This window comes from Burkholderia pseudomultivorans, from assembly GCF_001718415.1.
Taxonomy (GTDB): domain Bacteria; phylum Pseudomonadota; class Gammaproteobacteria; order Burkholderiales; family Burkholderiaceae; genus Burkholderia; species Burkholderia pseudomultivorans_A.
Genome location: NZ_CP013378.1, coordinates 348,802 through 361,205, shown reverse-complemented (window position 1 = coordinate 361,205; position 12,404 = coordinate 348,802). Strand labels below are relative to the sequence as shown.

Sequence of the window (12,404 nt, the reverse complement as noted above, 5' to 3'; positions counted from 1 at the left end):
GATGGCTCGAGAGAACTTCAATGACCTTCTCGTGTTTCTCGCCGTGGCGCGAGAACGAAGCTTCACGCGCGCGGCAGCGAAACTCGGCGTGTCCCAGTCCGCGCTCAGTCACACGATTCGGGACCTCGAGGCCCGCCTGGGTGTTCGTCTACTTACGCGCACGACGCGGAGCGTGTCGACAACCGACGCGGGAGAGGAACTCCTGAACACCGCCGCGCCTCGTATCGAGGAAATCGAGGCAAAACTGGCTTCCCTGTCCGATTTCCGCGACAAGCCCGCCGGCGTGGTCAGGATTACGGCCACAGATCATGCAATCGATTCCATCGTCTGGCCCAAACTGACGAACGTCCTGCGCGAGTATCCGGATATTCGACTGGAACTGACGGTCGACTACGGGCTCGCGAACATTGTCGAAGACCGCTACGACATCGGAATCCGGTTCGGAGATCAGGTTGCAAAAGACATGATCGCGGTACGCATCAGCCCTGATATCCCTATGGCCGTCGTCGGCGCGCCCTCGTATCTCGAGGGCAAGTCACTGCCCAAGTCACCCGAAGACCTGCTCAACCACGACTGCGTGACATTGCGACTCACGACCACGAAAGGTGTATACGCGTGGGAACTGAAGAAGGGGAAGCGGGAGATCCAGGCGCGCGTGAACGGTCAATTGACGTTCAACACTCAGCAGCAGATGCTGCAAGCCGCGGTGGACGGCTTCGGTCTCGCCTTTCTGCCCGAAGACGCCGTGCGCCCCTATCTCGATCGCGGTGAGTTGCAAAGCGTCCTCAAGGACTGGTGTCCGGCGTTTCCCGGCTATCACGCGTACTACCCAAGCCGCCGGCAAGCATCCCGGGCGTTCTCGGTCGTAATCGATGCATTGAAATATCGGCACTAATGCCGGCCTTGCCGGTATGGCGGCGAAACCGTCGTTCGAATGACACTCACCCCGATCCGTCGGCCGCGAGCTGGAGCGGTACGAGCGGGAGTACTGATCGTGGCAGCGCGCGTGAAGCGCCCGATTTCCGCGCCGCAGCCGAAGCAGAAGGCTTCACGGCGGCCCCGGTGACGCACCGCCGGCACTGCCCGTTGCCTCACATGTGCCAGCTCTCATCCCCGAATGGGTTCATGAACGCTACTCATGGCTTCAATCACGCCTTCCGGTGCAATTAATTACATTCCTTTCAGTATCATGTGAGTCGATATTGCAACGATGATCGCCCTTCCTTTGCGCGACCCGCTCGTTGCAGATTCGACGCCGACGATCGCCACCCGTGGCAGCCGGCTCATTCGCACCCCTGATCAACTGGCAATCGAAGGAATGCCCAATGAGAAAGATCCTCATATTATTCGGATTTCTTATCACCTCATTTTCCGCGACGGCTGCCGACATGTCCGCCGGCGCCGACAACTTTTATCATAGCGATCGCGTGATTGCCCAGAAGGTCAAATTCTCCAACCAGTACAGGATGAACGTCGTCGGCAATCTCTTCGTCCCCAAGAACCTGGACCGAAATCAGAAGCATCCGGCAATCATCGTCGGTCATCCAATGGGTGCCGTGAAGGAGCAAAGTGCGAATCTGTATGCACAAAAGCTAGCCGAGCAAGGCTTCGTCACGTTGTCGCTGGACCTATCGTTCTGGGGTGAAAGCGACGGACAACCTCGCAATGCCGTCTCGCCCGACATCTATGCGGAAGACTTCAGCGCAGCGGTGGATTTTCTGGGCACCCGACCATTCGTCGACAGAAGCCGGATCGGCGTGCTCGGCATCTGCGGCAGTGGAAGTTTCGTCATCAGCGCAGCCAAGATCGATCCGCGCATGAAGGCGATCGCGACGGTCAGCATGTACGACATGGGCGCCGCGAACCGCAACGGGCTGCGGCACGGGCAAACGCTCGAACAACGTAAGCAGATCATTGCCGCGGCGGCCGAGCAGCGCGATGTCGAGTTTTCGGGCGGTCAAATCCAGTACACGAGCGGAACCGTGCATCAACTGAAGGACGACACGCCTGCAATTCAGCGGGAATTCTTCGACTTCTATCGCACACCGCGCGGCGAGTACACGCCGAAGCGGTCGTCACCGGAACACACGACACACCCGACGCTGACCAGCAATGTCAAGTTCATGAACTTCTACCCGTTCAACGACATCGAGACGATCTCACCTCGCCCGATGCTCTTCATCACCGGCGAAAACGCTCACTCGCGGGAATTCAGCGAGGAGGCCTATCGTCTTGCCGGCCAGCCGAAGGAATTGGTTGTCGTGCCGGGCGCGGGGCACGTGGATCTTTACGATCGCGTCAACCTGATCCCGTTCGACAAGCTGACTGCATTCTTCCGCGGTAATCTGTAATATCGCGCCGCTGCGTCTTGTAACATCGCTTGAGGCCCGACGCCACCGCCAATGTCGACGCTGCCGCACGCTGGCAAGACAGCGTGTGGCGCGTTTGCAGCCAGTAATGCTGCCGGGCGGTGCGGTCGAACGTACTCAGTGCACCGCGACCAAACGCTCCACGACCACAATTGATGAGGCACGCTCATCAGTCCAATCGCTCCAGCGGCCTTTATCGGTCCCGCGCATCACGGTCTAATGGAGGCCTGACGGCATGAAGGCTTATCGCCTCGTTCATGCTCGGTCGTCGTTCGGTACATCCTCTTTCTGACGGCTCGCGCATTCCGGCGAGATGCTGCGCGGCTCCGTGCTGCTTATGTCCAGCACTGGACAACGACCACCCCCTACCTCGATGGCCCTTCCGACGGGCCTCCTACTGCAAGGCGCAGCGGCGAACCATTGCCGTGCGCTTTCAACAGTTCGCGCGTTCCCGTTGGGGTTCGCGCGAACCCATGAGGAACGCTATGTCGACATTGGCAGCACCGCCGCAAACTACGCGGCGAAACATATGGAGCGCGGTCGGCTCGATGGCGATGTGCGCCGCGATGCTGATCGCCTCCGAATTCATGCCCGTGAGTTTGCTCACGCCGATCGCAAGCGACCTTCATGCAACGGTCGGCATGGCAGGACAGGCGATCTCGATCTCGGGGCTGTTTGCCGTGGTGACCAGCCTGCTGATTCCATCGGTCACCGGCCGCTTCGACAGGCGGCACGTGCTGACCGCACTGGCAGCACTAATGCTGGTCTCGCTGGTACTGATCGCCGAAGCGCGGGATTTCACCATGCTGATGATCGCACGCGCGTTGCTCGGCGTCGTGATCGGCGGCTTCTGGTCGCTCGCAACAGCGACCATCATGCGCCTCGTCCCGGAACAAGCCATCCCGAAGGCGCTTGGCGTACTGTTCACGGGTAATGCCGTAGCTACGGCCTTTGCCGCTCCCATCGGCAGCTACGTCGGCGGGATGATCGGCTGGCGCGGCGTGTTCTGGGCGCTCGCACCCATCGTTATCGTCAACATGATCTGGCTATGGTCGAGCATCCCCTCGATGCCGGCCCAAGGCAGTCATCCCGTCGGCAAGGTCATCGGCCTGCTCAAGCGACCCAACGTGGCATTCGGGATGCTAGCGGTCATGTTGACCTTCGGCGGCGCATTCGCGATTTTCACGTACCTTCGCCCCTTTCTCGAGTCGTACACGCACGTTGACGTACCCCAACTGTCGATGCTGTTGCTGGGCCTCGGGCTTGCGGGCTTTGTGGGAACATACGGTGCGAGCGCATTGATTGCCAAACGCCTGTATTTCCTGCTCATGATCCTGCCGCTCGCACTGGGTGCCGTGACAGTCGGCATGCTGTCGGTCGGCCACCTGCTGTGGGCGGTCGCCCTCGCGATGATCGCGTGGGGCACAGTGAACTCAGCCATTCCGGTTGCATGGTCGACGTGGCTGACGCAAGGCGTCAAGGACGAACCCGAAAGCGGCGGCGGCCTGATGGTAGCGGCAATCCAACTGTCGATCATGGTCGGCGCGGAATTCGGCGGGATCCTGCTCGATCATGTATCGATCGCGGCGACGCTCGTCGGGGGGACCACACTGCTCGTGCTTTCCGCGGTGATCGTCGGTAACGGTACACGACTGCAGCCGAGGAAATAGCCCGTTTCCGGCCATCGGGACACTCGGATCCAGTATGCCAGCACGCGCTCGCGCCAACCAATTTCGCGTGAATTGCCGCGCGGTATCTGCGTGATGCGTGCTTTCGCGACCCATACACGAAACCAGCGGTCTTGATGAAAAGACTCTACCTACGCGTACTCAAGGTCTGTGCCGGCATCGTCCTGCTCGGTGCAATCGGTGCAGTTGCCTGTCTGCAGCATCCGTTGTTCGGTGCACTCCCGCAGGGCGAGCGCCTCGCGCGCATCCTGCGCTCGCCCAACTATGCCGGCGGCGCTTTTCGCAACCAGATCGACTCGCCGATGCTGATGTTGAAGTTCGAAGTTTGTGCTAATGGCGTCCGCTGCAACGCTAATCGTGTCCGTTAATTCTGCTACCGCAGCCATCTGCGGTCCTTGAACGCTCGTTTCTCGCGATAACGGCTAATCGCGCGCAGCGCGGCAGCAAAGTGACCCGACAGCCGAAATACAGAGGCGGGGACTGTTTCCAAAACCGTGTGATGCACGCTACAGAATTCGGCTGTCGGATCGAGCCACTCACGTTTCCAGCGAGGCACTGAAACGTCCGCGTCGTTCAGCACGAGGCATCTGAAGCAGTACGGCACGCAGCTCCAGTTGAAGAGCCAGGCCGATGGCGTCTGGATGTGCCTCAATCTGTCTTCATCAAGGCGTGCGAGCGTTGAGAATCGTTGAAGCGCTGGCTGAGAAATCGGAGGAAAAAGAATCCATCCAGCAGTCCCAAGCGAGGGCAGCGCCTCGCTCGAGCTCATCTGCCACAGCATCGCAACGCTCACCTGATATCGCGTCGCGACACGGCCTAACCAGCCACCAAAGGCCTCCTCGTAGAAGGGCCTGGGGGCAATCGGCCATGGAACGATGTTACTGCTCGACTCGGCAGACATGCTCGAGATGCGTAATGTCGATAAATTCGTCGCCGTTGCGAATTGATAGCTCGGCGGCATTGTTCAGCAACGTGGATATCTCACCGGTAAGTCCGCCGCTCGCGCTCAGAACAAACTGAACGATCTCGCGTCGTGCGAGATCCGATGGCTTGCGCAGTGGCAGCACGCGTTCGAAGGCCGCGAGAAGCCGCCGTAGACCATCGCTCTCCCGCCACCGTGGTATTTCGAACGGCACATACCGACTAATCATCTGGGTATCGGTTTGAAGCGCCAGCACCGCGTCGCGGGTGCCGACCAGAACCATGCTGATCTGAAGGTCGTTAGCCAGAAATTTCAGCAGGTTCAGCGACGCGCGCTGCTCGCGATAAGAGCCCGCAAGTAGGTGATGCACCTCATCCACGACCAGCATGCGCGGTGACATCCGCCTGAGAATCTCGCGAGCTAAACGTTCAAGGGCCGCCAAGCCGGAAGCGGCATTGTGCGGAGCACCTAGCTCGACCAGTAAGCCTGAATAGAATCGATGCTGATCAGGGGTCGGTGGCATCTGCATCGCGACGACCGGACAACGTTCGACCCCGCTTTTCTCGTCAAACTCGCTTGGATGTGCGCGGCGAAATTTGGCCGTAATTTTCGTCTTGCCAATATTTGAATCACCGTGCAACAGCAGGCACGGCATACGCTCTCGGCGGGGCGTCTCAAAGAGGCGCTCAAGTTGCTGCAGGGCTTGCGTCGCGCGGGGATAGTCGATCCAGCGGTCTCGAAGAAGTCCAAGGATTCGTTCGTCGTTCCCTAACTCGGCTTGCTGTCTGGCGGCCGGTAGCAGATGCGCAAGTGCCCCACCCTTCATGTTTCACCTCACCATTGCTCCACATCGAAGGCCTGAACTGGCGTCGCGTAGTCGACCGCCTCAGCCTCCTGCTCCTTCAAGTCATGCCTGTACGGGACAATCCTGTCGCGCAACTCTTCCAATGGGACGATCTTTTTGCGTGACCGTCGACGTGCACGGGCCGTTGTCTGTTTGGCTCTGGAAATTACATGCCGTTGCTCTTCTATTGTCCTGAAGATCAGCGACTCAGAAACAGTTTGTTGTCCTTCCAACCTAATGGAATGCAACGCTGCCCGGTGTTCAAAAAGAGAAATTGCCGGCCGCCGCATGTCTGCGTAACGGACTTCGAGGTAGTTGCCGCTCCCTGCTGTCACAAAAACCCGCGAGAGGTCCTCCGGATGATACCGAACGGTGACCGCCCGCCGCGTCTGGCGCCAGGCGACGAAAATCGGATGCCAATAACGAACATGGAAGAGCGTCAGTCCGTCAGCCTGGATTTTCCTCTGCACTACAGGCAAAAACCGAATCAGGAACCTGAGCTCAGCGTCGCTGGAAGCGGGAAGCTGCCGCGAATCAAGGCTAAGGGCAAGCATCCGCCACGTGTCAGCTGGCGTCGCTCCAAGCAGCCCGCGATGCGGAACGTGGTGGTAGCGTCTGGCGATCTCGATCGCGAGCCATTGCTCGAATTCTCGAAGCGTCAACGAGGCCGTCTTTTCAGACTCTCGCGCCTTCCGTCCTTTGGGAGACGATCCAGTCGCCCCCGGTAAGCCCCGGACACGCTCCATCAGGGTGCGGTTCAGGCGCTCAATATGGCCGCCAAAATGAGGCCGCCCGACTGGACGATACATCAGGTGGATACCGTATTCCCGACATCCACTGCGAAGCGCCCTGCTCTTGAACTCGGCAGCGTTGTCCAGATGTAGAACGCTCGGAATCCCACGCATTGGCCACTCTGCGTCCGCCTCGATCTTCGCGAGCCAGGGGCCTTTGGGCAGTGCCGCCCTGGTCAGCAGCAAACCAACGGTAGCCGCTCCCGGACGCTCCATGCCAACGTAAAAACTCAACACGCACCTGGTTGCAACGTCCAGAGCGATAGTCAGCCACGGGCGGCCAATCACCTGTCTGTCGTGTTCGCTAACCAAAACGACGTCCGCCTGGGTATGGTCGACCTGAACGATTTCCAGAGGATACTTTGCGACAAGTGAACCTGGCGCTGCCAGCGCGCTGGGAAGGGCCGCGCGCTGCAGGGCGTCTGCCTCGCGATGCTGAGCCCACCGCCGGCCTATGGTGGTTCGGCCTGGTGGTTGCAGTCCGGCAAGCTGACATCTGCGTCGAACCTCCAGCACGAGATCGGTTGCAGGATGCGCCAAATGTCGTTGAGTGGGCAGCCAGACGTGCACTACTTCGTCAATCACTGCATCAACGGCCCCTCCCAATCGATGGCTGCTCTCAGATGGGCCTCGTCGTTTCGGGATGACCGCGCTCGCTACCGGGTTTGCCAGAAATTTCCGCCGCAGACGATAAACAGTAGTCCAGTGGACGCCGAGCAGATTGGCAGCCAAAACCGCGCGCTTCTTCGAAAGCGGTCCTCGCCCCAATGGCCGGAGGACATCTGCTACTTTTTCCGCTCTGCTAACTGCTTCCTCGGAAACCGTCATTGCCGCTCCTAACCGAGCCTCGTCAGACGCGTTAGCGGAATTAAAGGACAGGTAGAACGCGTTAGCAAAATAAACGGACATCGGATCGTGCGCGCGTTGCCAAAACGCAACGCATGAAAAGACGCGCGAGACGGCAGCAATGCCTTATCTCGCGGGGCCGTGGCCGTGTCTTACATTAGCGTAATCTATGGACACGATTAGCAGTTTTTAAGGGCTTCAACAGCCGCCGACGCGGTCGTTCCGGTCGTGCTGTTGAAGCGGCCGTACTGCACGGCTGCATCGACGATGCCGTACATGACCAGCGTCGACTGCGCGTGCCCGGTGTGGCTGGCGCACGCGAGCGCGACGGCACCCGCCGCGCGCAGCCCGGTTTTCAGCCGGGGCGTGAAGCGAAGGCGCCAGCGCAATGCGGCGGCGCGGCGAACGGGACGGATGGTGGCGGTACGGAAAGCGAGTCGGTTCATGACAGCGGCTCTGCGAGCGAGTGGAGTATCGAGTCAGCGGGTGAAGGAAACCGTGTGTGCAATGTCGGCGACCTGGATCGCACGCGGAATGATGTTCGCTCGACGGAAGGTATCCGCAACGCGTTGCTGCGCGCCGAGCACGGTCGAATTGACGGGCAGCAGCCCGAATGCGGATCGTGCGAGATAGCGCTCGACGACAGGCTGCGGCACGCCGATCTCGCGAGCAATCAACTGCGCGGCGTCGCTGCGATGAGCGGCCGTCCACGCGTCGCCGCGCGCGACCGCCGACAGCACATCCGACAACACCTCGGGGTGGGCCTTCGCGAAATCCGGCGCACCGAGAAAGAAGCTGTACGGCTGCACGATGCCCGACGCATAGTCGGCGATCGTGCGCACGCCGAGCGTCTGCTGGACGACCGCGAGATACGGATCCCAGATGACCCATGCGTCGACCTTGCCGCCTTCGAAGGCCGCGCGTGCGTCGGCGGGCGACAAGAAGGCGGGCTTGATGTCCGCATAGCTCAGGCCGGCTTTTTCGAGCGCGGCGACGATCAGGTAGTTCGAACTCGACCCGCGGGCGAATGCCACCGTCCGCCCTTTCAGGTCGGCGACCGATTTGAGCGGCGAGCCGTCGAGCACGATGATGGCCTCGTTGTGCGGGCCGGCGGGTTCGGCCGCCAGGTAGACGATCCGGCTGCCCGCCGCCTGCGCGAAGATCGGCGGCGGCGAGCCCGTATAGCCGAGGTCGATCGAGCCGGCATTCATCGCCTCGAGCAGCGGCGGCCCGGCCGGGAATTCGGTCCATGCGATGTCGAAGCCGCGCGCGGCGAGCGGCTTGTCGAGCGAGCGCTGCGCCTTCAGCAGCGTGAGCGGCGTGCCCTTCTGGTAGCCGATGCGCAACGTGCGGCCGGTGTCGGCCTGCGCGCCGCCGGCGAATGGCGCAGCGAACGCGGCCACGGCTGCGGCCTGTGCGGTGCGGAGAAACGAACGTCGGGAAAACTTCATGATCGGAGGTTCCTTATCGGATGGATTCGACGGGACGCATGTGTGCGCTACGCCCGCACCGGTCGCGGCAGCCCAAGATGCTCGCGCAACGTGGAGCCGGTGTAGGCCGTGCGGAACAGCCCGCGCCGCTGCAACTCGGGCACGACGAGCGAACAGAACGCATCGAGGCCGCCCGGCAGTTCGGCCGGCATCACGTTGAAGCCGTCGGCCGCGTCGCGCTCGAACCACGTCTGCATCAGGTCGGCCACGGTTGTCGCACTGCCGACCACCGTCACGTGCCCGCGTCCGGCCGCGATGCGCAGCACCAGTTCGCGGATCGTCAGGCGCTCGTCGCCGGCCAGCGCGCTCAGGAGCGCCTGGCGGCTGCGCTGGCCGCTGTCCGTGAGCGGCAAGTCGGGCAACGGACCGTCGAGCGGATAGCCGGACAGGTCGAAGTTGCCGAGCATCCGCGCCAGCATCGCGACGCCCGCGACCGGATCGACGAGCGCCTGCAGCGCGTCGATCCGGTCGCGCGCCTCGTCGTCGGTACGCGCGACGACGACCGACAGGCCCGGCATGATCTTCACGTCGCCCGGCGCGCGGCCCGCCGCAACCGCGCGCGCCTTCATGTCGCGGTAGAACGCCTGCGCGGCATCCAGCCGTGCGTGCGCGGTGAACACGACGTCGGCCGTCTGCGCGGCGAGGTCGCGCCCCGCCTCCGACGAGCCCGCCTGCACGACGACGGGCCATCCCTGCACCGGGCGCGGCACGTTGAGCGGGCCCGCCACGGCGAAATGCGGGCCGCGATGATCGAGCACGCGCAGCGTGGACGCGTCGTAGTACACGCCGCTCGCCTTGTCGCGCACGAAGCTGTCGTCGGCCCAGCTGTCCCACAGGCCCGTCACGACGCGATGGAATTCCCGGGCGCGCGCATAGCGCTCGTCGTGACCGACGTGTTCGGCGCGGCCGAAGTTGCGCGCCTCCGCCGCGTTGTCGGACGTCACGAGATTCCAGCCGGCCCGCCCGCCGCTGATGTGGTCGAGCGACGCAAACTTGCGCGCGATGTGATACGGCTCGTTGTAGGTCGTCGTCGCCGTGGCGATCAGGCCGATGCGCTCCGTGACCGCCGCGAGCGCAGGCAGTAGCGTCAGCGGATCGAGCCGGTCGGAACGGGCCGATCGCGCGGCGCCGTCACCCACGTTCGCGGCCACACTGTCCGCGATGAAAATCGCGTCGAAGCACGCGCGTTCCGCCGTGCTCGCCAGCGCCGCATACGTACGAAAATCCGTGCCGCCACCGGCCTGCACGTCCGGATGCCGCCACGCGGCTGCATGGTGTCCGGTTTCCATCAGAAAGGCCCCAAGGTGCATGAGGCGGGAAGCTGTCGTCATCCGATATCCTGTCGCGAAAGCAGCGCCTCACCACCGGGCCGCGCATCGTTTCGTGCTGGCGACCGCGCCTGGTTAGCGCTAACATTGACAGGCAGTTTCCCGTGGCGCATTTGCCGCGTCAAATAACGAAATCAGCGGAACATATGTCCGATTCGACTAAAAGCGATGCGCGTCCCCGCCGCACGTCGGGACGCCTGACCCTGCGCGACGTGGCCGAGCACGTCGGCGTGTCGCAGATCAGCGTGTCGCGCTATTTCCAGGATCCGGCGCGGTTGTCCGCGCCGCTGCGCGAGCGAATCGCCGATGCGGTCGCTGAACTCGGCTACGTGCCGAATCTCGTCGCCGGCGGGCTCGCTTCGGCGCGCAGCCGTGTCATCGGCATGGTCATTCCGAACATCTCGGGGCCCATCTTTGCGAACACGATCCAGAGCTTCAGCGACGAGGTCACGGCACACGGTTACCAGTTGCTGCTCGCATCGAGCTATTTCTCGACGGATCTCGAGGAGAACGCGGTGCGTGGATTGCTCGGGTGGTCGCCGGCGGCGCTCGTGCTCACGTCGCACTTCCATTCCCCGGGCACCGAGGAACTGATCGAACAGACGCAGGTGCCCGTGCTCGAAACGTGGGACTTCCAGCCACGGCGCAGACCGCTGCAGATCGGCTTCGTGCACCAGGAAGCCGGACGCATCGCGGCGCGTCATCTGGTGGAACGCGGCTATCGACGCATCGCGTTCGCGCTGAACAGCGCGGCAGGCGACGCAAGCGCGCGCGAGCGGTGCGATGGTTATACCGAGATCATGCGCGAGCATGGGCGCGAGCCGATCGTGTTTGCACCGACCGAAGCGCAGCCGATGCACGCAGGACGCGAGGCGCTGCTCGCGCTGTGTTCCGCCCGCCGCACGGCCGACGCGATCATCTTCGCGAACGACAACCTCGCGTTCGGTGCGCTGCTGTCCGCGCCCGGCGCGGGCATTCGCGTACCGGAGCAATGTGCGATCGTCGGCTTCGGCGACTATCCGATGGCGGAGATGCTGACGCCGGGATTGACGACCGTGCGGCCTCCCGCGCGTGAAATCGGCGTCACGGCGGCCGAGCGGATCTTCCAGCTTCTGCAGGAGGATCCGCCGGCGTTCGACACGCTTCGCAAAAGTCAGCGACCGATGTCGTGCCAACTGATTATCCGGGCGAGCAGTTAACGGCCGGAGGCAACCAACCGGCTTTCGCGTTCGGCGACCGTAGACCAAAGGGCGTCATCCCGCCTTTCGCCGCCGCCGTCGGCCACAGCCGCGCGCATACGCGGCGCTCGGCGTTGCGCCCGGCCCGACGGCGCCGTGCACTCGTGCTGCGTGCGGTCGTCCTAATGCGCAGTGCGCCGCAACATCGTCGTGTCGTAACCGAGCGCCCGCACCCGTTCGACGAGCGCCGCGGCCTGTTCAGCGGAAGGCTTCGCATCGCGCGTCAGGATCCACAGGAACCGCCCCGACGGTTCACCGACGATCGACCATGCGTAGTCGTCGGCGCGATCGAGCACCCAGTAATCGCCGAAGAAGAACGGCCCGAAGAACGACACTTTCAGCTTTGCGCCGCCGCTGTCGGCCACGATCCTTGCGCGCCCGTCGGCGCTTCGAGCGCGGCCGTCCGGGCCGCCTTCGCGGCAGGTATTGCGCACACCGACGAGACCGTCTTCCCGCTTCGCATAGTCGGCCGTCACGCCGTCGCATCCGCGCTCGAAGCGGTTTTCGTACCGCGCGAACTCGTACCATCTGCCGACGTAGCGATCGAGATCGACGGATTTCGCGGGTTGCGGAACGTGTGCATTCCCGCTGGGCCCGCCGGCGAGGCCGGCACATCCCGCCAGCACCAGGGCGGCGCCCGCCACGATCACGCCTGCCGCCCACAGCGGCCGGCCCACGATACTTCGCTTCATTGAATGACTCTCCAGACACGAAACCCGCTCATTGTGCACGCAACCGACGGTAGTCGGCCGCCTTCGCCGCACGTTGCGGCTGCCTGCATCCGCGCGGACGCGTCGCTCGTATCTGGTTGAGGAGATCACGGCGGGCGTCGCGCTGCACAACGTGCAGCGGGCGCGCCGCCGATCGTTCGATCACATGCATCCGGGA

At 62.9% G+C, this 12,404-nt stretch carries 12 protein-coding genes; 5 read left to right on the top strand and 7 right to left on the bottom strand.

Annotated features, from left to right (window positions below):
- Position 1: 1 nt before the first annotated feature.
- The 4 genes from WS57_RS14580 to WS57_RS37040 all read left to right on the top strand — a co-directional run bounded on the left by WS57_RS14580 (position 2) and on the right by WS57_RS37040 (position 4,425).
- A complete protein-coding gene (locus tag WS57_RS14580) occupies positions 2-895 on the top strand; it encodes a LysR family transcriptional regulator (protein ID WP_009691858.1) in 894 nt (297 codons plus the stop codon).
- A 430-nt stretch (positions 896-1,325) separates the two neighbouring features.
- Positions 1,326-2,351, top strand: a complete 1,026-nt coding sequence (locus WS57_RS14575) for an alpha/beta hydrolase (protein ID WP_009691857.1) — start codon at positions 1,326-1,328, stop codon at positions 2,349-2,351.
- Between the two features lie 503 nt (positions 2,352-2,854).
- Complete coding sequence (locus tag WS57_RS14570) at positions 2,855-4,039, top strand: MFS transporter (protein ID WP_081055736.1); 1,185 nt, start codon at positions 2,855-2,857, stop codon at positions 4,037-4,039.
- A 134-nt stretch (positions 4,040-4,173) separates the two neighbouring features.
- On the top strand, positions 4,174-4,425 hold the full coding sequence (locus WS57_RS37040) for a hypothetical protein (RefSeq protein ID WP_155774308.1): 252 nt from the start codon (positions 4,174-4,176) through the stop codon (positions 4,423-4,425).
- Between the two features lie 5 nt (positions 4,426-4,430).
- Here WS57_RS37040 and WS57_RS35810 read toward each other — a convergent pair whose 3' ends face one another.
- From WS57_RS35810 to WS57_RS14540, 6 genes are all read right to left on the bottom strand, one after another.
- Positions 4,431-4,958 (bottom strand): TniQ family protein, encoded by a 528-nt coding sequence (locus tag WS57_RS35810; RefSeq protein ID WP_081056857.1) that lies wholly within the window; start codon positions 4,956-4,958, stop codon positions 4,431-4,433.
- Positions 4,936-5,805, bottom strand: a complete 870-nt coding sequence (locus WS57_RS14560) for a TniB family NTP-binding protein (RefSeq protein WP_009687734.1) — start codon at positions 5,803-5,805, stop codon at positions 4,936-4,938. The genes WS57_RS35810 and WS57_RS14560 overlap by 23 nt, the downstream gene beginning before the upstream one ends.
- Positions 5,806-5,813: 8 nt before the next feature.
- The gene (locus tag WS57_RS14555; protein ID WP_069245420.1) at positions 5,814-7,442 is read right to left on the bottom strand and encodes a Mu transposase C-terminal domain-containing protein; all 1,629 of its coding nucleotides are present in this window, start codon (positions 7,440-7,442) and stop codon (positions 5,814-5,816) included.
- A gap of 197 nt (positions 7,443-7,639) precedes the next feature.
- The gene (locus tag WS57_RS14550) at positions 7,640-7,906 is read right to left on the bottom strand and encodes a hypothetical protein (RefSeq protein WP_059517752.1); all 267 of its coding nucleotides are present in this window, start codon (positions 7,904-7,906) and stop codon (positions 7,640-7,642) included.
- A 33-nt stretch (positions 7,907-7,939) separates the two neighbouring features.
- On the bottom strand, positions 7,940-8,911 hold the full coding sequence (locus tag WS57_RS14545) for a sulfonate ABC transporter substrate-binding protein (protein ID WP_009687739.1): 972 nt from the start codon (positions 8,909-8,911) through the stop codon (positions 7,940-7,942).
- A gap of 47 nt (positions 8,912-8,958) precedes the next feature.
- Positions 8,959-10,281: an LLM class flavin-dependent oxidoreductase gene (locus tag WS57_RS14540; protein ID WP_069244448.1), complete on the bottom strand. Its 1,323-nt coding sequence runs from the start codon at positions 10,279-10,281 to the stop codon at positions 8,959-8,961.
- Positions 10,282-10,382: 101 nt separating this feature from the next.
- Here WS57_RS14540 and WS57_RS14535 point away from each other — a divergent pair, with 101 nt between their 5' ends.
- Positions 10,383-11,477 (top strand): LacI family DNA-binding transcriptional regulator, encoded by a 1,095-nt coding sequence (locus WS57_RS14535; protein WP_230945542.1) that lies wholly within the window; start codon positions 10,383-10,385, stop codon positions 11,475-11,477.
- A 161-nt stretch (positions 11,478-11,638) separates the two neighbouring features.
- On the opposite strand, the gene WS57_RS14530 is transcribed toward WS57_RS14535, so the two are convergent.
- The gene (locus WS57_RS14530; RefSeq protein ID WP_009687742.1) at positions 11,639-12,208 is read right to left on the bottom strand and encodes a lipocalin family protein; all 570 of its coding nucleotides are present in this window, start codon (positions 12,206-12,208) and stop codon (positions 11,639-11,641) included.
- Between the last annotated feature and the right edge of the window lie 196 nt (positions 12,209-12,404).